The 19,680-nt window shown below is 61.4% G+C and carries 16 protein-coding genes; 7 read left to right on the top strand and 9 right to left on the bottom strand.

All coding sequences use genetic code 11. The annotated features are described in order from the left end of the window. Positions 1–4: 4 nt before the first annotated feature. From ACW5XC_RS09105 to ACW5XC_RS09095, 3 genes are all read right to left on the bottom strand, one after another. A complete protein-coding gene (locus ACW5XC_RS09105) occupies positions 5–1,168 on the bottom strand; it encodes a trans-sulfuration enzyme family protein (RefSeq protein WP_042052882.1) in 1,164 nt (387 codons plus the stop codon). Positions 1,169–1,307: 139 nt separating this feature from the next. After that, the gene (locus tag ACW5XC_RS09100) at positions 1,308–2,351 is read right to left on the bottom strand and encodes an isopenicillin N synthase family dioxygenase (RefSeq protein WP_042052881.1); all 1,044 of its coding nucleotides are present in this window, start codon (positions 2,349–2,351) and stop codon (positions 1,308–1,310) included. 425 nt (positions 2,352–2,776) lie between these two features. Beyond that, positions 2,777–3,415 (bottom strand): NAD(P)-dependent oxidoreductase, encoded by a 639-nt coding sequence (locus tag ACW5XC_RS09095; RefSeq protein WP_042052880.1) that lies wholly within the window; start codon positions 3,413–3,415, stop codon positions 2,777–2,779. Between the two features lie 101 nt (positions 3,416–3,516). Between ACW5XC_RS09095 and ACW5XC_RS09090 the strand changes: the two genes are divergently transcribed. Then, positions 3,517–4,407: a LysR family transcriptional regulator gene (locus ACW5XC_RS09090; protein ID WP_042052878.1), complete on the top strand. Its 891-nt coding sequence runs from the start codon at positions 3,517–3,519 to the stop codon at positions 4,405–4,407. A gap of 124 nt (positions 4,408–4,531) precedes the next feature. Here ACW5XC_RS09090 and ACW5XC_RS09085 read toward each other — a convergent pair whose 3' ends face one another. From ACW5XC_RS09085 to ACW5XC_RS09070, 4 genes are all read right to left on the bottom strand, one after another. Beyond that, positions 4,532–5,434: a LysR family transcriptional regulator gene (locus ACW5XC_RS09085; RefSeq protein WP_013723653.1), complete on the bottom strand. Its 903-nt coding sequence runs from the start codon at positions 5,432–5,434 to the stop codon at positions 4,532–4,534. Between the two features lie 100 nt (positions 5,435–5,534). Beyond that, positions 5,535–6,794, bottom strand: coding sequence for an MFS transporter (locus ACW5XC_RS09080; RefSeq protein ID WP_042052876.1), 1,260 nt, complete (start codon positions 6,792–6,794; stop codon positions 5,535–5,537). Then, a complete protein-coding gene (locus ACW5XC_RS09075; RefSeq protein WP_042052904.1) occupies positions 6,791–7,690 on the bottom strand; it encodes a pirin family protein in 900 nt (299 codons plus the stop codon). Before ACW5XC_RS09075 ends, ACW5XC_RS09080 begins: the two co-directional genes overlap by 4 nt. 58 nt (positions 7,691–7,748) lie before the next feature. Next, positions 7,749–8,486: an isochorismatase family protein gene (locus ACW5XC_RS09070; protein ID WP_042052875.1), complete on the bottom strand. Its 738-nt coding sequence runs from the start codon at positions 8,484–8,486 to the stop codon at positions 7,749–7,751. Positions 8,487–8,678: 192 nt separating this feature from the next. Here ACW5XC_RS09070 and ACW5XC_RS09065 point away from each other — a divergent pair, with 192 nt between their 5' ends. Next, positions 8,679–9,614 (top strand): LysR substrate-binding domain-containing protein, encoded by a 936-nt coding sequence (locus ACW5XC_RS09065; protein WP_042052874.1) that lies wholly within the window; start codon positions 8,679–8,681, stop codon positions 9,612–9,614. A gap of 6 nt (positions 9,615–9,620) precedes the next feature. On the opposite strand, the gene ACW5XC_RS09060 is transcribed toward ACW5XC_RS09065, so the two are convergent. Further along, on the bottom strand, positions 9,621–10,529 hold the full coding sequence (locus tag ACW5XC_RS09060; RefSeq protein ID WP_042052873.1) for a LysR substrate-binding domain-containing protein: 909 nt from the start codon (positions 10,527–10,529) through the stop codon (positions 9,621–9,623). Positions 10,530–10,806: 277 nt separating this feature from the next. Between ACW5XC_RS09060 and metE the strand changes: the two genes are divergently transcribed. Beyond that, entirely contained in the window at positions 10,807–13,071 is a 2,265-nt protein-coding gene (metE, locus tag ACW5XC_RS09055; protein WP_042052872.1) for a 5-methyltetrahydropteroyltriglutamate--homocysteine S-methyltransferase, read from the top strand. A gap of 217 nt (positions 13,072–13,288) precedes the next feature. Further along, the gene (locus ACW5XC_RS09050) at positions 13,289–13,996 is read left to right on the top strand and encodes a substrate-binding periplasmic protein (protein WP_178378364.1); all 708 of its coding nucleotides are present in this window, start codon (positions 13,289–13,291) and stop codon (positions 13,994–13,996) included. A 36-nt stretch (positions 13,997–14,032) separates the two neighbouring features. On the opposite strand, the gene ACW5XC_RS09045 is transcribed toward ACW5XC_RS09050, so the two are convergent. Continuing rightward, positions 14,033–14,896 (bottom strand): LysR family transcriptional regulator, encoded by an 864-nt coding sequence (locus ACW5XC_RS09045; RefSeq protein ID WP_042052870.1) that lies wholly within the window; start codon positions 14,894–14,896, stop codon positions 14,033–14,035. 166 nt (positions 14,897–15,062) lie between these two features. Here ACW5XC_RS09045 and ACW5XC_RS09040 point away from each other — a divergent pair, with 166 nt between their 5' ends. From ACW5XC_RS09040 to focA, 3 genes are all read left to right on the top strand, one after another. Then, positions 15,063–16,496, top strand: a complete 1,434-nt coding sequence (locus tag ACW5XC_RS09040; RefSeq protein ID WP_021231363.1) for a glycoside hydrolase family 1 protein — start codon at positions 15,063–15,065, stop codon at positions 16,494–16,496. Between the two features lie 193 nt (positions 16,497–16,689). Beyond that, positions 16,690–18,450 carry a 30S ribosomal protein S12 methylthiotransferase accessory factor YcaO gene (gene ycaO / locus ACW5XC_RS09035; protein WP_042052869.1) on the top strand — a complete coding sequence of 587 codons (1,761 nt, stop codon included), beginning with the start codon at positions 16,690–16,692 and terminating at the stop codon, positions 18,448–18,450. A gap of 381 nt (positions 18,451–18,831) precedes the next feature. Next, complete coding sequence (gene focA, locus ACW5XC_RS09030) at positions 18,832–19,680, top strand: formate transporter FocA (RefSeq protein WP_005333620.1); 849 nt, start codon at positions 18,832–18,834, stop codon at positions 19,678–19,680.

The following is a 19,680-nucleotide window of genomic DNA, read 5'->3' as shown; positions in this document are numbered from 1 at the left end:
CCGGTTAGATCTGCGCCAGCGCGGCAGCCAGATCGGCGATCAGGTCGTCCGCATCTTCCACCCCGATGCTGAAGCGGATGAGGTCGTCGTTGACCCCGGCGGCGAGGCGGCTCGCCTCGTCCATGGCGGCGTGGGTGGTGCTGGCCGGATGGCAAGCGAGACTCTCGAGATCCCCCAGACTCACCGCCTGCACGAACAGTTGCAGGTTGTCGAGCAGGGTGGCGCAGCGTTCAAACCCTCCTTCAAGTTCAATGCTCACCATGCCGCCAAAGCCGCTGGCGAAGGCGCCTAGGGCATCATGGCCCGGATGGTTGGCAAGCCCCGGGTAGATCACCTTCTTCACCGCCGGATGGGCGGCCAGAAACTCGGCCACTTTCTGGGCATTGTGCAGGTGGGCATCCATCCGCAGCGGCAGGGTTTTGACCCCGCGCTGCAGCAGGTAGGCCTCCTGCGGGCCGATGGGGGAGCCGATATGCTTGAGGGCCACGGTGCGGATCGATTTCATCAGGGCGTGAGAGCCTGCCACCACTCCGGCGATGATGTCGCCGTGGCCGCCCAGATATTTGGTGCCGCTGTGCATCACCACATCGACCCCGAGCTCCAGCGGGCGCAGCAGGTAGGGGGTGAGGAAGGTGTTGTCACACACCGTGATGGCGCCCACCTTGCGGGCCGCTTCCACCACCAGCCGCGGATCCACCACCTTGAGGGTGGGGTTGGTCAGGGTTTCGAACAGTACCACCTTGGTAGCAGGGCGGATGTTGGCCAGCAGATCGCGATCGCTCTCGTAGGCGGTGACCTTGATACCGGCGCGGCTGAAGGTCTGCTTGAGGAAGGCATCGGTGCCGCCGTAGAGCGGGCCGATATAGGCCACCTCATCGCCGCTGTCGGCCAGGGCATACATGATGGCGCTCACCGCCGCCATGCCGCTCGCCACCACCAGCGCTTCATCGGCACCTTCAAGCGCCGCCAGTTTCTGCTCCAGCTCGGCGGTGGTGGGGTTGCCAAAGCGACTGTAGATAAAGCCGGGGGCCTGACCTGCAAAGCGCTCCTTGCCTGCCTGGGCGTTGAAGTAGCTGAAGGTGCTGCTCTGGTAGAGCGGGGTGGTGAGGGCGCCGGTCTGGGGGTCGATCCGCTGGCCGCTGTGTACGCTCATGGTCTTGAATTTCATCGTGTTGCTCCGTGATGGCCAGGCTCTGACCATGACTGGTTGTGTTTTGTTGTTCGTTACATGTTGTGTTTTGTCTGGGCGGGTATATCCATGCTGCTTGTGGCTTATGCATATACCCGCCGGCGGATCTCTGCGCTGCTTAGGCCGTTATCGCTTCGCTTTCAGTGCGCGGGAGGCGAGCGGGTTCCACCGGCCCATAGTGACGGGCCGCCACATCCGGGTGGGAGCGCAGCCGCCCTTTCAGCACGTTCTCCCCCACCTGATAGAAGAGCGGATTGGTCGGGTCACTCTCCGGCCCTTGCGCCTGCGCTGCCAGCGCGGGGGAGAGGCTGAGCAGGGGCACGGTGGAATCGAGCCGCGCCGCCATAAAGAAGGCGCAGGATAGGCGCGAGACACCGGGCGGCGGGCTTACCACCCGATGCAGGGTCGCCTTGAGATAGCCGTTGGAGGCCAGCTCCAACAGCTCGCCGATATTGACCACCAGCGCTCCCGGAAGGGGCGGTGCGGAGATCCAGCCGTAGGCCGTCTCGACCTCAAGCCCCGAGTGATTATCCTGCATCACCAGCGTCAGGTAGCCGGGATCCTTGTGGGCGCCGACCCCCTGACTGCTGTCGCCCGCCTCTTGCCCCGGGTAATGAATCAGCTTCATGTGCTGGTAGGGGGCGCCGCGGATGCTGTCGTCAAACACGTTGGCCGGTTGCTCCAGCACCTCGGCAAAAGCGGCCAGCAGGGTGAGGGTGATATCGCTCAGCCGATCTTGCCATGCCAGCAGATGGGCTTTCATCTCTGGCAGGGCGGTTGGCCACTGGTTGGGGCCGATCAGCCGCTGCCAGGGTTCACGGATCAGGGCCGCAGGCAGGGCTTGCGCCTCGTTCATGATATCGAACTGCTCCCGCAGATCCGGCCGCTGGCGAGTCAGCTCGGCACCGACCCGGTTGTAGCCGCGAAAGTGGGGGCTGTTGACCATCTGCACCGCCAGCTTCTCCTGCTCCGGCAGGGTAAAGAAGCGCTCTGCCAGCGCCAGGGTCTCTCGCTGCTCGGCGTCACTCAGGCCATGCCCTGTCAGATAGAAAAAGCCGACGTCGCGGGCGGCCGCGGCAAGCCTGGCCAGCATAGGGCGACGCACCTCGGGTGCCCCGTTGAGGGCAGCCAGATCGATGATCGGCAGTGGTGAATGTTCCATGTGCACCTCCTCACTCTTTCGTTATCGCTGGCGCCATCTCTTCTGCTGCCTCTGGTGCGGACAGGCTTGATGAGCGGCAAACGGGATGGCGCGACAGTGTGGCGCCATCTGGGATAAAGGGGATGCTACTGTTCGGTGTTACAAGACGGAAACAACAAATTATTCTTAGTTATATACAAAATTCGAAATGGAATTCGGTAATTAATGGGCTGAAGGTTTTTTGCGCAGCCATTGTGGGGTAAAGGGGCAATGATGAGGGGGAGAGTTATAACCAGAGGCAAGCTGCCAGTGGCAAAAATGACCAAAACAGAAAATGGCCAAAACAGAAGGGAGGCGGATGCCTCCCTTCTGGTTGAGCGGTTTTTCACCTGACCGAAAGCACAGGCGAGTGACCGCGTATTCTGGCCTTAACCGCCTGCTGGCTCTCAGTAACCCAGGGTAAAGCGCTGGCGCTGGTGAGCCGGTTTTTCCACCTCGTTCAGCACGCCATCGGCCAGATCACCGGCGGTGATCCCGGCAGGCTGTTCGCCGCTGAACAGCATATGATCGCCACCAATCCGATAGCCGCCGCGCTTCTCGCCCGGTTCGAGGAACACCGGGGGAGAGACAAAGCGCCAGTCGAGGGTGGTTTCACGACGCAGGGCGGTGAGACCGTCGCGGGCCGCCAGCGCCCCCTGTTTCCACTCGGCCGGAAACTCCGGGGTATCCACCAGTTGCACGCCGGGGGCGACCTCCAGACTGCCGGCGCCACCTACTACCAGCAGCCAGCTGTTGGCCGCTTTGGCTGCTGCGACGATCGCGTTGGCGCCCTTGAGGTACTGGTCGTAGATATCCGGTGTGGTCCAGCCCGGGTTGTAGGCGCTGATCACCCGATCGTGCCCCTTGAGCACCTCGGCCAATGCCTGCGGGTTTTGGGCATCCACCGCCACGGCGGTGACCTGCGGATGGGCGGCCACCTTGCTGACATCGCGGACGATGGCGGTGACGTGATGGCCGCGGCTGATGGCCTCGTTCAGGATGGCTGAACCGACAAAACCGCTGGCACCGATCAGGGCAATCTTCATGGGGAACTCTCCTTCACTGTTGGAATGGGGCTATCCTACGCCGCCATTTATGATTTAATAATCACCTCAAAAATGCATTCACTTATAAGCTGGATTTAATAATGGAACAGCTCAGACGTTACGCCATCTTCGCCGCCGTGGTGGAAGCGGGCAGTATGACAGGGGCGGCCAAATCCCTTGGCATGACCCCCTCCGCCGTCAGTCAGCATATCAGTCAGCTCGAAAGCCTGCTCGGACTGCCCCTGCTCCATCGCTCCACCCGTCGTCTCAGTCTGACCGAGGCGGGAGAGGTGGTGTGGCAAGGGTGTCGGGCGTTGCAGCAGACTCTGAGCGAAACCGAGCTGCGCCTCTCGGAGGTGCGCGACGCCCTGCTCGGGGAAGTGCGGATCACCGCCCCGGTGGGGATGGCGGGCCAGCCGCTGGCGCTGGCCCTCTCACCGCTGCTGCAGGCCCACCCCGGCCTCACCATCCAGATCATCGCCGACGACGAGAAACGGGATCTCATTGCCGAGCGGATCGACGTGGCGCTGCGGGTCGGCACCTTGCCTGACTCGACCCTGGTGGCCCGCAAGCTGGGCCAGACCCGGATGCTGCTCTGCGCCGCCCCCGCCTATCTGGCGCGCAAGGGGACGCCGCGCATGCCCGACGATCTGGCCACCCACGACTGGCTCTGCGGCGACATGCTGGGCAACGGTTTGCTGCTGCAGGATGAAAAGGGTGGCGAACACAGGGTGAGGTTCAAGGCCAAGGTGCTCTGCAACAACGTGTTGCCCCTGCGCCAGTTTGCGCTGGCAGGGCAGGGGATCTCGCTGCAACCGGAGGGAGAAATTGGCGAGGATCTGGCGCAGGGGCGTCTGCTCGAACTGCTGCCCGGTTTTCGGGTGCAGCCGATGGAGATCCACGCCATCACGCCGCAGCGGGAGATCCCGGAGAAGGTGCGACGGGTGGTGGAGGCGCTGCGCAGCTACTTCGGCACGACGATGTCGTCATGAGCTGCGCCTTAATGGTTGAGAAAAAGCGCCCGATTATCCTGAAGGGGGATTATCCATAAGGCGGTTTGTCGACAAGATCGATAGCCCGGATGAGGAGATGGGCATGCTTGACTGTTAAGCATACTTAAAACGAACTGACGGCCCGCACCTGATCTTTGAGCCAATTAAGCCCGGTATCCTGACCGGAGCTCTTGTGCCAACTCATGTAGACGGGGCAATCCTCCGAGAGCCAGGGGAGGGGATAGCTGGCCAGATCCAGCGCCTGCCCCAGCTTCTCCATGTGCCACTGGCTGGCGACGCAGAGCCAGTCGGTACGACTCACCAGATGAAGAGCGGTGAGCAGGGAGTCGCTCTCGTAGGCAATCTGGCGCGGCGGCAGCGGCGCCTTGGTCAGGGTGTTGAGCAGCAAGCTGTCGAGCCGCCTGGTTTGCAATACCACGTGCTTTTCGTTGAAGAAGGTGGCCATGTCGGGGGCTTGGCGGATCCTGGGGTGATCCTTGCGGCAGGCGATGCGCAGGGCCTGGGACATGATCTGCTCGTTTTCGATCCCCTGCTCCGCCATAGGCTTGGTGGCCAGCACCAGATCCACGCTGTGCAGATAGAGGCTGTTCTGGCGCAGGGCTTCGTCCTGCACCTGGGTGTTCCACTCCAGCTGACAGTTGGGGGCTTGGGTCTGCAGCAGGTTGTTGAGCTCCGGCAGGAAGAAGATATCGATATCGGGCACCCCCGCGATGCGAAAAGTGCGCCGACTGGTCTGGGGATCAAAGAGATCGGTGCGCTGCAGGCTGCGCTCCATGTCGTGCAGCGGCACCATGATCTCGTGGTGCAGACTGAGCGCTCGCGCCGTGGGGGTGATGCCGCGTCCCTGGCGGACAAACAGCGGCTCGCCCACCAGGCTGGTCAGGCGGCTGATGGCCTGGCTGATGGCCGAGGGGGTCATCTCCATCATCTCGGCGGCCGTGGTGACACCACCATAGCGGATCACCGCATCGAGGACGCGAAAGAGATTGAGATCGACTTGAGACATGGCAGCCACCGTTAAGCAATATTAAACAGTTAACATACTGAACAGCCTCTTGTCCGGCCAGCATTCCCTGCGATAACTGTGATGTTTCCCTCTCTATTCGTCATCTTCCATCTTGCTGCGAATGCGATCGAGCCTGTTTTGCAGTCATGCTTGAGCCCGGCAGGTGGCCCGCGGCATAGAGCAGCGCGACCAGCAGCAAGCCGCCCAGAAAGAGCCAGCGAGCGCTTCCCCAATGGCCGCTGTCCGTCATCAGGGCCGCCAGCAACAGGGGGCCAAGCAGCTGACCAAGGTTGGCGAGCTGGACAAAAAAGCCCTGCACGATGGCCAGTTGCACCGGCCCCTGACTCACTCCCTGCGCAGACGAGAGGATCGCCGGCGGCGCCATGCCACCCGAAAGGGAGAGGACGAGGCACAATCCATAGGCCCACCACGGCGACAGGCCGGGCCAGAAGGCGAGCATGCCGCACAGCGCCATCAGGCCCAGTGCCCAGCTGATGAGCCGATCTCGTGCCACGCCCCGGCGCAGCAGCCATGCCCCCATCAGGTTGCCGGGAATATTGGCGACCACCGCCAGCGCCGAAAGCAGGGCAATCTGGCTTTGGCCAATCCCGGGGCTGCCTTGCAACATGGTTGGCAGCCAGACAAAGAGCGCCCAGAGCATCAGGCTGTAGAGCGTGAACGCCAACCCGTAGCGCCAGAGCGCCTTCTGCCGGAACACCGTGAGCTGGCGCAGCGGGTGGCCCGAGTTGATCGAGTTTTGGGGTGCCCAGACCCGCAGTTTATCTGCCGAGCGACTGGCGAGCAGAAGCAGCAGGGCAGAGAGTTGCGGGATCATCAGGATCAGCCAGGCCAGTCGCCAGCCACCTTGCGCCGTGAGCCAGGGGGTGAGCAGCATACCCGCCGCCGCCCCGAGAGGCAGGTTGACCGCCCACAGGCTCAAGGCCAGCCGTTTATCCTCCTCCCGGGTCACCGCCACGATAAAGGCGGGCATGGCCACCGAGACCAGCAAAAAGCCAATCCCCTCGACAATGCGCGACAGCAGCATCATGGCCAGCCCGGTGGCGGGCAGTGCCAACGCCCCGCCTGTGACGATAACCAGTAGCCCGACAACCCCGGTTTGCCGCCCACTCCAGCGGGTCAGCAACAGGCCGAGAAAGAGGCTGAAGAGGATCGCCAGCGTATTGAAAGCTGAGGCGAGATAGCTGGCTTCGACCAGTGTCAGCCCCAGCTCGCTGCGCAGTATGCCGAGTACGGCGGGCACTTTGCCAAGGCAGAGGGCGCCGCTGGCACCGGCAAAAATGGCGAGGAAGACCAGAGGCCAGCGCGTGCTTTGTGGCTGGTGGCCAGCGAGCGTGCTCATGGCCGATATTGGCCGTTGCGCAGCCAGTCATCGTTGAGCTGACCAAATTCGCCGCGCTGATAGGCATGCAGCCGATCTGCAATGGCGTCGTGGCTGTTCATGACGAAGGGGCCATGTTTGACCAGGGGTTCATTGAGCGCCTGGCCTGAGAGCAGCACGAAGTGGCAGGGCTCGGTGGCCTCAAGCTGCAGAGCCACCGCCTCGCCGCCATCGGCAGGCAGGCTGACACCCATCCCGTGACCTGCCGGGATGAGGTGCCGCTCTCCCTCCGCCAGCAGGGTCAGCGATCCGGTCAGGGGATAGATCATGGCATTCCAGCCTGCCGCCAGCAGATGGGTGAAGCGGCTGCCGGGCGCGCAATGGCCATCGAGCAGGGTAAAGGGTTGGGGTAGTTCTACCGAGTGTGGTGCCGTTATCCCGTTGCTGTGGCCTGCGACCACCCGTACTCGCACCCCTTCGCCATGAAACTCGGGGATGGTGGCTGCGGCTGCGTGGACGGCAAAAGGCGACGCCATCTTCTGACGGGCAGGCAGGTTGACGAAGATTTGCAGGGCGTGGACATAGGGCGATGCCCCTTCCGGCTGCTCGGTATGTACGGCCCCGCGCCCGGCCGCCAGCCAGTGGAGCGCCCCCGGTTCGATGGGGCCCTGATTGCCGAGGGAGTCGTAGTTGACGTGGGGGCTCGTCGAGTCCTCGAACAGATAGGTGACGGCAGAGATCCCGGCGTGGGGATGGGGCTCGAAGGTGGGGGCGGTCATCTGGAAGTGATCCACCATCACCACGGGGTCTATCAGACCGTTGAAAAAGTGTTCGCCAAAATGGTTGGCTGCAAAGCCGCTGCCAATGCGCAGCGGTTGGCCCTTGACGGGGGCGGAGAGAGTCAGGCGTCTGGTCATCAATGGATCCTCCAGAAGATAAAAGATGCCTTCGGTCATCTGACCGAAGGCGGGCGAGTTACGACTTCTTGGCACCTTCTTGCATCTGCCACACCAGGGTAGCGAAAGGCATGTCGAGGGCGCTGTAGACATCGTTCGCCTTGGGGTCGACGTTGCTGCGCAGCATCTCGACCGCGGCAGAGGCGTAATCGGTGACCGGGATACCGGCCCCCAGCAAGCGTTGCAGCCCAGTGGTGCGCTTGGCTTCGTTGAAGGTGCCGGAAGCATCGAGCACCACCCGGGCATCATAGCCGGCAGCCTTGGCAGAGAGGGCCGGGAAGCTGGCGCAGATCTCGAGGGATACCCCGGCGATGATCAGCTGTTTGCGGCCGGTCTTCTCAATGGCGGCGCGCACGGCAGGATCGTCCCAGGCGTTGATGACGGTGCGGTTGATCACCTTCACATCCGGCAGGGAGCTGGTCAGTTCGGGCATAGTGGGGCCCCACATGCCATCGGGCATGGTAGCGGTCACGATCACCGGCACGCCGAGGGCGCGGGCGGCGTTGGCCAGTGCCACCACGTTGTGCTTGAGCTCGCCCACCGTGGTGTCGCGCACGCCGCTCAGCAAGCCGACCTGATGGTCGACCAGCAGCAGTACCGCATTGTCTCGGGAGAGCATCTCCAGATAGCGGTTGGGTGATACGGTCGGATGGCTGGCAGCCTCGGCGGCCATGGCCGGTGTCGCTGTGGTGCCCAGCGTGGCGGTCAGGGTCGCCAGACCGAGCAGGGTGGCAGAGCAGATTTGTCGCAGTTTCATGGTGAACTCCTTGTGATATCGGAACAGTCAAACGGCCCTTGCTGGTGGGGCGGATTGCCCGCGCAGCAACCGTTTGATGGGGACAGGGCCATTATGATGGCTGCAAAAACGGCGACAATCTGGTGAAATAGGTTCTTATCGTTCCATCAATGGAACGATGTGAATGCACCTCACCCTGACCAAGGCTGCCCGATGACACCACTGGAACTTGATTTGAATGATCTCTATCTCTTCACCCATGTGGTGCAGCGACAGGGATTCACTGCCGCCGCGCGGGCGCTCGGCGTGCCCAAGTCGCGGATCTCGCGCCGGATCCGGCTGCTGGAGGAGCGGTTGGATACCCGGCTGCTGCAACGTACCTCGCGCCAACTCAGCCTGACCGATGCCGGTGAGGTGCTCTATCGCCACTGTCAGGCGATGCTGGCCGAGGCGCAGGCCGGAGAGGCGGCTGTGCGGCAACGGCAGCAGGAGCCGAGCGGTCTGGTGCGCATCAGCGTGCCCATTACCATTGCCGATGCGCTGCTTGCCCGTTTGCTGCCCGCGTTTATGGTGCAATACCCCAAGGTGAGGCTCGCCGTGCAAGCCAGCAATCGGCAGGTGGATCTGCTGGAGGAGGGGCTGGATGTAGTGATCCGCGGGGTGGCCTTCGAGCAGCCCCCCTCCAGTCTGGTGCAGGTACCGCTCTGTACGGTGCAGTGGGGCGTGCTGGCGACCCCGGCGTGGCTCTCCCGCCACAATGCGCTGGCGCACCCTAGCCAGCTGGAGGGAGAGGATGCCCTGCTTTTCAGCTCGCTGGAGCGTCAGGCCGATCTGTTGCGGCTGCGGCACGATAGCGGGGAGAGTGTGGAGGTGGCGATCAATGTGCTGCTGCGCAGCGACAATGTGCAAACCCTCAAACAGGCGGCGCTGGCGGGGCTAGGAATGGTGGGCTTGCCACTTTACGCCTGCGTGAATGAGCTGGCGGATGGGCGGCTGCAACAACTGTTGCCCGAGTGGCGTCCCAAAGATGGCAAGCTGGTGATGCTCTATCCCGCGCGGCGCGGTCTGTCACCGGCGGTCAGGGCCCTCATCGACTTTATCAAGGCGCAGTTGCCTGCACTGCTGGCAGAGGTCGGTCAGCCACGCTGAGGAGGGCTATCCCTCCATCTTGCGGCGAATGCGCTCGAACAGGCTCTGCAGGCAGGCTTGATCCCGGTCGGCGGCCCGCACCGCGCCATACATATGGCGACGAATACCGCTCCCTAGGGGACGGGCGCAGAGCATCCCCTGTCTGACAAATTCGTCGCTGGCCCAGCGCGGCAAGGCGGCGACGCCGAGGCCGGCGGCGGCCATCTGCAGCATCACAGAAGTGTTGTCCACCGGCTTGCAGCGGGCGGGCTCCACCCCGGCGGGTTGCAAAAAGCGGCTGAAGATATCCATGCGGCTGCGCTCCACCGGATAGACCAGCAGCACCTCCGCCCCCAGATCGCCCGGCTCGATGTGGCTCCGGTGGCAGAGGGGATGATCCGGCGCCATCACCAGAGTCAGATCAAAGGCAAACAGCGGCTCGAAGTGGAGATCGCCGCGGGCCTGCACATCGGAGGTGAGCAGCAGATCGAGCTGGCCGCAGAGCAGGGCATTGATGGCATCAAAGCCCGGCACTGACTCCACCTCCAGATCCACCCCAGGCCACTGGCGGCGAAAATCGGGCAATAGCGGCAGCAGCCACTGGATGCAGCTGTGGCAATCGAGCGCCAGATGTAGCCTGCCCGCATCGCCGCTCTGCAGGGCCTGCAACTGTTTCTCGGTCTGGGCCAGAGCGGGCAGTACCTGACGGGCGAGGGCGAGCAGCTGGCTGCCTGCCGCGGTCAGCACCAGCGGGCGGCTTTTGCGCAGGTAGAGCTCCAGATTGAGGCGAGTCTCCAGCTCTTTGAGCTGGTGGGAGAGGGCGGACTGGGTGAGGTTGAGGGTCAGCGCCGCACCGGCCAGCGAGCCCTGCTCGGCCAGCGCGGTCAATGTTTTCAAGTGTTTGATCTCTATCCCTGCATTGCTTGGCACTGCCATAAGATGGCTCCTTGTGAGATTGCGTATGGTGCTGAGGTTGCGGCCGGCGGTTACCCTGCTGCGCCTCTTGACTCCGGCACCTCTTGCACCTGTAAAAATCGGCCTCTGTATCCTCGCGGTGAACCTTACCGGCGGTCAGTTGAGGATTATTTGAGAGCCACTTGAAGAGGATTCAATAGCCAGCGTCACCTTATCTTGTCATTTTGGATGTGTAAACATCTGGATGGCTAAATCATCCAGTTTCCCATCAGATGAATGAGCATAAGGAAATGAACCTATGACACGAGCACACACCCTGGGCTTCCCCCGTATCGGCGCCAAGCGCGAGCTGAAATTTGCCCTCGAATCCTACTGGCGTGGCGAGACCACTCAGGCCGAACTCGTTGCCGTGGGCAAGACGCTGCGTGAGCGCCACTGGCAGGCCCAGCACGGCGCTGGGGTCAATCTGCTGCCGGTGGGCGACTTTGCCTGGTACGATCAGGTGCTCGGTACCAGCCTGCTGGTGGATGCTGTGCCTACCCGCCACCGTCATGGCGAGACCGATCTCGACACCCTGTTCCGGGTGGCCCGCGGCCGTGCGCCGACCGGCCCGGCGGCGGCCGCCGCCGAGATGACCAAATGGTTCAACACCAACTATCACTATCTGGTGCCGGAATTCAGCCGTGACCAGCGCTTCAAGCTGGGCTGGAGCCAGCTGTTTGACGAGGTGGAAGAGGCCAAGGCGCTGGGGCTGCCGGTCAAGGCGGTGCTGCTGGGACCGGTCTCTTATCTGTGGCTCGGCAAGGAGAAAGAGAGCGGCTTCTCTCGCCTTGAACTGCTCGATCGCCTGCTGATTGTCTATCAGGAGATCCTGGCCAAGTTGGCCGCCCAAGGGGTGGAGTGGGTACAGATCGATGAACCTGCGCTGACGCTGGACCTGTCGGATGAGTGGCGGCTGGCCTACCTCAACGCCTACGAGCGCCTCGCGGGCCCCTGCAAGCTGCTGCTCACCACCTATTTCGGTTCGGTGGCTCATCAGCGCGACATTATCACCAGCCTGAAAGTGGATGGCCTGCATCTGGATCTGGTTGCCGCCCCCGAGCAGCTGGAAACCCTGGTGCCGCATCTGCCCGCCCAGTGGGTCATCTCCGCCGGGGTGATCAACGGCCGTAACGTCTGGCGTGCCAATTTGGCCAAGCTGGCGCCGACCCTGAAGGCACTGAAAGCCAAACTCGGCGAGCGGCTCTGGGTGGCCTCATCCTGCTCATTGCTGCACAGCCCGGTGGATTTGACCCTGGAGCAGGAGCTGGATCCCCAGACCCGCAGCTGGTTCGCCTTCGCCTTGCAAAAATGTTTCGAGTTGGGGCTGCTCAGAGAGTATCTGGATGGGGGCGAGCTCGACAAAATCACCGCCTACAGCCAGCCCATCGTCGATCGGGAGTCCGACAGCCGGGTGCACAAAAAAGCGGTGCAGTCACGGCTCGCCAGCCTCACCAACAGCGATTTTGATCGCCACAACCCCTATCCGGTCAGGGCCGAGCTGCAGCGCTCGGATCTCAAACTGCCGCTGCTGCCCACCACCACCATTGGCTCCTTCCCGCAGACCTCGCAGATCCGGGTATTGCGGCAGGATTGGCGCGCCGGTCGCATCGATGACAGCGCCTACGAGGCGGGCATTAAGGCGGAGATCCGCGATGCCATCGCGCGTCAGGAGGCCATCGGGCTGGATGTGCTGGTACATGGCGAAGCCGAGCGCAACGACATGGTGGAGTATTTTGGTGAGCTGCTGGATGGCTTTGCCATCACCCGCTTCGGTTGGGTACAGAGCTATGGCTCCCGCTGCGTCAAGCCGCCGGTGATCACCCGTGACATCGACCGCCCGACCCCCATGACCCTGGCGTGGACAAAGTTTGCCCAGAGCCTGACCGACAAGCCGGTGAAGGGGATGCTGACTGGCCCTGTGACCATCCTCTGCTGGTCCTTCCCGCGAGAAGATGTGAGTCGCGAGCAATCCGCCCTGCAAATCGGGCTGGCCATTCGCGACGAGGTGGCAGATTTGGAAGCCGCTGGCATCAAGATCATCCAGATCGACGAACCGGCGATCCGCGAAGGCTTGCCCCTGCGCAAGCAAGATCATCAGGCTTATCTCGATTGGGCGGTGCGGGCCTTCCGTCTGAGTGCAAGCCCGGTGGCGGACAGCACCCAGATCCACACTCACATGTGTTACAGCGATTTCAACCTCATCATCGAGGCGGTAGCGGCGCTGGATGCGGATGTGATCACCATCGAGACCAGCCGCAGCCAGATGCAGCTGCTCGAAGCGTTCGAACGCTTCAACTACCCCAACGAGATTGGCCCGGGCGTCTACGACATCCATTCGCCGAACGTGCCGAGCCAGAGCTGGATTGAGGGGTTGCTGCGCAAAGCCGCCAAGCAGATCCCGGTCGAGCGGCTCTGGGTCAACCCGGATTGCGGCCTCAAGACCCGCGGCTGGGAAGAGACTGAGGCCGCCCTCAAGGTGATGGTCGATGCCACCAGGGCGCTGCGGGCCGAGCTGGCGTAACCGGTAAGCCGTGACCGCCATCGGTAAGGTGGCGTGCTGAAAAACGAACGAGAGAGGGGAAGCCATTGCTTCCTCTCTCTTTTTTCGTTGGCCACTTTTCCACTGAATCCTGAACCTTGCCGCAGCCCGCTTTGCACTAGGCTCAGAGTTGGCAGAAGTGGATGGAGTCGCGGCCATGGGTGTTGGTATGAGGATCGCAATCCTTTGGGGATTGCTGATGTGGCAGAGTGCATGGGCGGCGCCAGCGGCCGAGTTGAAGATGGTCTACTTTGACGACTTTGCCCCATATTCGTGGCGTGACGAACAGGGTAGGATGCGCGGGCTGATGATCGACGTGATGGATCGGGTAGCGGCGCAGATGGGGCTGCGGGTGCGCCATGAAGGTTATCCGTGGCAACGGGCGCAAAAACTGGTGCGGATGGCGCAGGCCGATGGTTTTGTCACTATCGCTACCCGGGAGCGGCGCAGCTATACCCTGGTTGTGGAAGAGCCGGTCACTACCACTGTGCTAACCATTTTTACCCAGCGTGCCCATCCCCGGATGGCGGAGTTTCAGCGAGCCAGCCGCTTGAGCGACTTCAAATCGCTTACCTTTCTCGACTATTTCGGTAACGGCTGGGGCAAGGAGAACCTGGCGGGCTTCACCGTTCATCACACCATCAATGTCGATAATGTCTTCAAAATGCTGGCGGCGGGTCGGGGGGACCTGATGGTGACCGACCCACTTGTGGCACGCTTCAAACTCAACCAGCTGGGTCTCTCCGGGTTGGTGGTCGAGGTGCCGCTGCAGCTTGACGCTACCCCGTTCAATCTCTGCATCGGCAAGCACTCCCGCTTCAATACCCGGATAACCGAGTTCAACAGTGCCCTGCAACAGCTGCGACAAAGCGGCGAGTTGGCGCGTATCGTCGAACGCTATCGTTGATGCGCGGCTGCCATCTGCTGTTTGCCAACGGCGTGTCTATCTTGGCGTCATATCGGCGATGGTTGCCCAGAAGGCATCGATCAAGGGCCCCTTGCTGTGGGGCGGACGGATAAGGCCAATGGTCCAGCAGGCTTCCCCATCTCTAAGGGACAGGGTGAGCACATCCGGGTGTTCTATGGTGGTGGAGGAGGGGACCAGGGTCCAGGCGATCTCTGCCGCCGCGGTGGCGACGCCAGCGGCGAAGTCGTTGACGTACTGGATATCGCGAAAACGCAGCCCGCTCTGGGCCAGATAGTTCATCAGGTGATCGTAAAACGACGGCGCCTTGTCCCGACGCAGGATCGCCAGCGGCTTGTCCACCAGATCCGCCAACTCCCTCACATCGCGGTAGCTGGCGGGTAGTACGGCGACAAAGTGGGCTTCGACCACCGGCAGGGCGTGCCACCCCTTGGGGGCGGGCAGGCGGCAAAAACCGAGATCCAGCTTGCCTTCACTGAGCGCCAGCAGCTGGTGGTGGGTGGAGAGATCGTTGAGCTCGATAGTCACCTGCGGCCGCTCGGCGCGAAAACGGGCAATGGCGGCGGGCACCAGGATTTTGGTGGCCACGCCAAAGCCGATGCGCAGGGTGCCGACATTGCCCGCCAGCACGTCGCGGGCGGTGCGCGAGAGCTGCTCGCTCTGGATGACCACAGCGCGGGCATCCTCATACAGCGCCCTGCCCAGTCCGGTGAGGCGAGTGGTGCTGGCGTTGCGCTCGAACAGCTCACCGCCAAGCTCATCCTCCAGCCGCTTTATCTGTTTGCTCAGGGCCGACTGGGTAACGTGCTGACGTACCGCCGCTTGGCCGAAGTGCAGCACCTCCCCCAGAGTGACGAAGGCTTTCAGATCCCGTAGCTCCATCAGGGCTCCTTTCATTCCTGTTGGGAATGTTGAGTGGTCAAATTTGTCATTGGACGGAATTTTAGAAGTGATGGATGCTTATGCCAATTCATTTCGGGTGCCCAGACAGGGGGCGCCGAGTTATCAGAGATGGCTGACACCATCAGCGCAGAAGGAGCAACACCAGATGCATCATCACAAGTTCAACGACTTCCCGAGCGATTTTCTGTGGGGCGCCGCCTCCGCCGCCTATCAGGTGGAGGGAGGCTGGAATGCCGATGGCAAGGGGCCCTCGGTGTGGGATCTCTTCACCAAGCTGCCGGGCAAGACCTTTGAGGGGAGCAACGGCGATGTGGCGGTGGATCATTACCACCGTATGGAAGAGGACGTGGCGCTGATGGCCGAGATGGGGCTCAAGGCTTACCGCTTCTCGGTGAGCTGGCCGCGCATTTATCCCACCGGTCGGGGGGAGGTGAACGAGGCGGGTCTGGCTTTCTACGAGAAGCTGATCGACACCCTCTTGGCCCACCAGATCGAACCGGTGCTGACCCTTTATCACTGGGATCTGCCGCAGGCGCTGCAAGATGAGTACGGTGGCTGGGAAGACCGACGCATTATCGAGGATTTCGAGCGCTACTGCGTGACCCTCTATCAGCGTTTTGCCGGCAAGGTGAAGTACTGGGTGTCGCTTAACGAGCAGAACTACAACCTGACCAACGCCTATCAGCTCGGCACCCATCCGCCGGCCGTGCAGGATCGTAAGCGCTTCTTTGCCGCCAACCACATCGCGTTTCTGGCCAATGCCCGAGTGATCAAGGCGTTTCGCCAGCATGTGCCAAATGGCCTCATCGGCCCGAGCTTTGCCTACTCCCCTGCCTATCCGGCGTCGTGCGATCCGAAAGATATGCTGGCCTATGAGAACGCCGAGGAGTTCAACAACCTCTGGTGGCTGGATGCCTACTGCTTTGGCCGCTATCCGCAGGCGGCGCTCGCTTACTTGCGAGAAAACGGCGAGGCGCCGGAGATCCTGCCGGGCGATATGGAGTTGCTGCGCGAGGGGACGCCCGACTACATCGGCGTCAACTACTACTACACCCTGACCTACACAGATAACCCCTTGGGCGGTCAGACCCTGCAGCGGATCAACACCACCGGCAAGAAGGGTACTACGCCATCGAGCGGCATCCCCGGCCTCTACAAGACGGCGCCCAATCCGCACCTTGAGACCAGTAACTGGGACTGGGCCATCGATCCGACCGGTATGCGCATCGCCCTGCGTCGCCTCTCTTCCCGCTATGGCCTGCCGCTGATGATCACCGAGAACGGTCTTGGCGAGTTCGACAAGCTGGAGGCGGGCGACAAGGTGAACGATGAGTACCGCATCGATTACCTGCGCAGTCACGTCAAGGCGTGCCAGGAGGCGATGCAGGATGGGGTGGAATTGCTCGGCTACTGCGCCTGGTCGTTCACCGACATCCTGAGCTGGCTCAACGGCTATCAGAAGCGCTACGGCTTCGTCTATGTGGAGCGTGACGAGCAGGGGGGCTCCCTTCGCCGGATCAAGAAAGCTAGCTTCCACTGGTACAGCCAGGTGATTGCGAGCCAGGGCAAGCAGCTCTGACGGTTTATCGCGTCGCGTAACCAGCGGGCCCGGGCAATCCCCGGGCCCGCACTGTTTTTGGCGGGGGAGCGGGGATAAGCCGGTTTCTCACCGTGCGACTCATCCCTGTTTACTGATTTTTGTCCTGCCAAAGCCGCCGACCCCTGCTATTATCTGCGGCCGAACATGAGCCAATAAAAATCAGGATATCGTGATGACTGACCACACTTTTATTCCCGGCAAGGACGCGGCGCTGGAAGACTCCATCGAACGCTTCCAGACCAAGCTGCAAGCCTTGGGCTTTGATATTGAAGAGGCCTCCTGGCTCAACCCCGTGCCGAACGTCTGGTCGGTGCATATTCGGGACAAAGAGTGCGCCCTCTGCTTTACCAACGGCAAGGGTGCCAGCAAGAAGGCGGCCCTCGCGTCTGCCCTTGGCGAATATTTCGAGCGTCTCTCCACCAACTACTTCTTCGCCGACTTCTATCTGGGCGAGCAGGTCGCCAACGGCGATTTCGTTCACTACCCGAACGAGAGGTGGTTCCCCATCGAGGGTGACCAGTTCCCGGCCGGTCTGCTCGACAGCTTCACCCGCAAGTTCTACAACCCGGACGGTGAAGTGACCGCCGACATGCTGGTGGATCTGCAGTCAAACAACGAGGAGCGCGGTATCGTCGCCCTGCCGTTCGAGCGTCAGTCCGATCACGAGACCGTATACATCCCGATGAACATCATCGGCAACCTCTATGTCTCCAACGGCATGAGCGCTGGCAACACCAAGACCGAAGCGCGCACCCAGGCGCTCTCCGAGGTGTTCGAGCGCCACGTGAAGAACAAGATCATCGCCGAGGCCATCAGCTTGCCGCAGATCCCGGACGAGGTGATTGCCCGTTATCCGGGGATTGCCGCCTCCATCGCGGCGCTCGAAGCGGAAGGCTTCCCCATTTACAGCTTCGATGCTTCCCTCGGTGGCCGCTATCCGGTCATCTGTGTGGTGCTGCTCAACCCGAGCAACGGTACCTGCTTTGCCTCCTTCGGCGCCCACCCGCGCTTCGAAGTGGCCTTCGAGCGGACCGTCACCGAGCTGCTGCAGGGCCGTGGTCTCAAGGATCTCGACGTATTCGTGCCACCGTCATTCGATAACGAGCAGGTGGCGGATCACCACAACCTCGAGACCCACTTCATCGACTCCTCGGGCCTTATCAGCTGGGATCTGTTCAAGCAGGATGCGGACTTCGAGTTTGCCGATTGGGACTTCCGTGGCACCTCGCAGGAGGAGTTCGACCACCTGATCGGTATCTTCCATGAGCTGGAGCAGCCGGTCTATATCGCCGACTACGAGCATCTAGGTGTCTACGCCTGCCGCATTCTGGTGCCGGGCATGTCCGACATCTATCCGGCCGAAGATCTGCTGCTGGCCAACAACAACATGGGCGCCAACCTGCGCGAAGTGATCCTGGCGCTGCCATCACTTGATTGGGATGCCGAGCAGTACATGGCGTTGTTTGATCAACTGGATGAAGAGGGGCACGACGAGCGTACCCGTGTACGCGAGCTGCTGGGCATCGCCGCTGCCAAGGGTACCGCGCTGCACACCCTGCGCGTTGGTGAGCTGAAAGCCATGCTGGCGCTGGCCGTCGGTGAGCTGGAGACGGCGCTGGATCTCATCGACTGGACCATGGAGTTCAACCAGTCAGTGTTCACTGCCGAGCGTGCCAGCTACTACCGCGCCCTGCGTGCCTGCGTCGAGTTGTTCCTCGATGAGGAGCGGGATCCGGAGCAGTATCGCGCCGTCTTCACTCGCATGTATGGCGAAGAGACGCTGGCACAGGCATGGGCTAACGCCACTGGCGAAGCACGCTTCCACGGGCTGGAGGCGGCCGATCTGTCGCTCTCCCAGTTCCCGCTGCACCAGAAGCTGCTGGCGGCCTACGAGAAGCTGCAGAAGGCCAAGCGAGCCCATCACTGGGCGTGATCGTTGCTGTAAAGGAAGGGGCCGTGTGGCCCCTTCTGTTTATCGTGCGGCAAGGCACGGGATTGTTATTCAAAGATGAAATAAAAAACAAAAAATACCCCTAAGGGGGTTGATGGCAGGGCAGGGGATGTGCTGGCGATCTGCAAAGATATCTTGCCAATGCCACATTTCCATGCTCTGGAATAAATTCTTTAAAATCATTGCATTAAAAATGTGATATTTCTGTTTCAGCTGATACCTGGTGTAAAGTGGTGTAGCCATCGCACTAAAATATTTGTAGTAAAATTACATTCGCACTCTGATAAACTTGATCAATGTCAATTTTGGCTATTTGGCCCTTTGTTATGATTTCAACAGGCAAAACATTCAGGTAGAAAATAATTGAAAGCTGAATCTCCATTCGATTGTCTCAAGCCCGAAGCCATCGCTGCACTGGCTGAAGACATCACCTATGCCAAGGCTACCAAGCCGGCATACAAGGTCATTCCACTGGCCATCACCGCAGGCGCTTTCATCGCCATCGCATTTATCTTCTACATCACAGTGACGACCGGAACCGGCTCCATGCCTTGGGGTATGGCCAAGTTGGTGGGCGGTCTCTGCTTCTCTCTCGGACTTATTCTCTGTGTGCTGCTCGGTGCCGAGTTGTTCACCTCCACCACCCTGACGCTGGTGGCCAAGGCTGCCAATCGCATCAGCTGGGCTCAGCTGCTCAAGAACTGGGGTCTGGTTTACTTCGGCAACCTGATTGGTGGTCTGTTGATGGTGGCGCTGATCATCGTTTCTGCAGAGTACACGGCAGCAGACGGTCAGTGGGGCCTTAACGCCCTCAAAGTGGCCCAACACAAAATTCACCACACCTTCTTCGAAGCGGTGGCGCTGGGTATCCTCTGTAACCTGATGGTATGTCTTGCTGCCTGGATGGCCTTTGGTGCCCGCAGCGCGACTGACAAGGTAGTGGTTATGCTGCTGCCGGTTGCCATGTTCGTTGCCTCAGGTTTCGAGCACAGCATCGCAAACATGTTTATGATTCCGGTTGGTATCGCTATCCACAGCGTGGCTAGTCCGGAATTTTGGCAGGCCATCGGCCAGGATCCGGCAACCTTTGCTGACCTGACCGTATCCAACTTCGTCCTACACAACCTCATCCCCGTGACCATCGGCAATATCATCGGTGGTGGCGTGATGGTTGGTCTGACTTACTGGTTTATCTTCCGTCGTCATCATTAA

It is taken from the genome of Aeromonas sp. 25-AL00135, assembly GCF_054052385.1.
This window is presented reverse-complemented; position numbering and strand designations above follow the sequence as displayed.

What these genes read in the sequence shown, in the direction of transcription:
- ycaO (WP_042052869.1), top strand. Translation starts at nt 16,690, where the DNA reads ATGACTGACCACACTTTTATTCCCGGCAAGGACGCGGCGCTGGAAGAC.
- ACW5XC_RS09045 (WP_042052870.1), bottom strand. Translation starts at nt 14,896, where the DNA reads ATGGAGCTACGGGATCTGAAAGCCTTCGTCACTCTGGGGGAGGTGCTG.
- metE (WP_042052872.1), top strand. Translation starts at nt 10,807, where the DNA reads ATGACACGAGCACACACCCTGGGCTTCCCCCGTATCGGCGCCAAGCGC.
- ACW5XC_RS09075 (WP_042052904.1), bottom strand. Translation starts at nt 7,690, where the DNA reads ATGACCAGACGCCTGACTCTCTCCGCCCCCGTCAAGGGCCAACCGCTG.
- ACW5XC_RS09065 (WP_042052874.1), top strand. Translation starts at nt 8,679, where the DNA reads ATGACACCACTGGAACTTGATTTGAATGATCTCTATCTCTTCACCCAT.
- ACW5XC_RS09080 (WP_042052876.1), bottom strand. Translation starts at nt 6,794, where the DNA reads ATGAGCACGCTCGCTGGCCACCAGCCACAAAGCACGCGCTGGCCTCTG.
- ACW5XC_RS09090 (WP_042052878.1), top strand. Translation starts at nt 3,517, where the DNA reads ATGGAACAGCTCAGACGTTACGCCATCTTCGCCGCCGTGGTGGAAGCG.
- ACW5XC_RS09100 (WP_042052881.1), bottom strand. Translation starts at nt 2,351, where the DNA reads ATGGAACATTCACCACTGCCGATCATCGATCTGGCTGCCCTCAACGGG.
- ACW5XC_RS09070 (WP_042052875.1), bottom strand. Translation starts at nt 8,486, where the DNA reads ATGAAACTGCGACAAATCTGCTCTGCCACCCTGCTCGGTCTGGCGACC.
- ACW5XC_RS09105 (WP_042052882.1), bottom strand. Translation starts at nt 1,168, where the DNA reads ATGAAATTCAAGACCATGAGCGTACACAGCGGCCAGCGGATCGACCCC.
- ACW5XC_RS09060 (WP_042052873.1), bottom strand. Translation starts at nt 10,529, where the DNA reads ATGGCAGTGCCAAGCAATGCAGGGATAGAGATCAAACACTTGAAAACA.
- ACW5XC_RS09040 (WP_021231363.1), top strand. Translation starts at nt 15,063, where the DNA reads ATGCATCATCACAAGTTCAACGACTTCCCGAGCGATTTTCTGTGGGGC.
- ACW5XC_RS09085 (WP_013723653.1), bottom strand. Translation starts at nt 5,434, where the DNA reads ATGTCTCAAGTCGATCTCAATCTCTTTCGCGTCCTCGATGCGGTGATC.
- ACW5XC_RS09095 (WP_042052880.1), bottom strand. Translation starts at nt 3,415, where the DNA reads ATGAAGATTGCCCTGATCGGTGCCAGCGGTTTTGTCGGTTCAGCCATC.
- ACW5XC_RS09050 (WP_178378364.1), top strand. Translation starts at nt 13,289, where the DNA reads ATGTGGCAGAGTGCATGGGCGGCGCCAGCGGCCGAGTTGAAGATGGTC.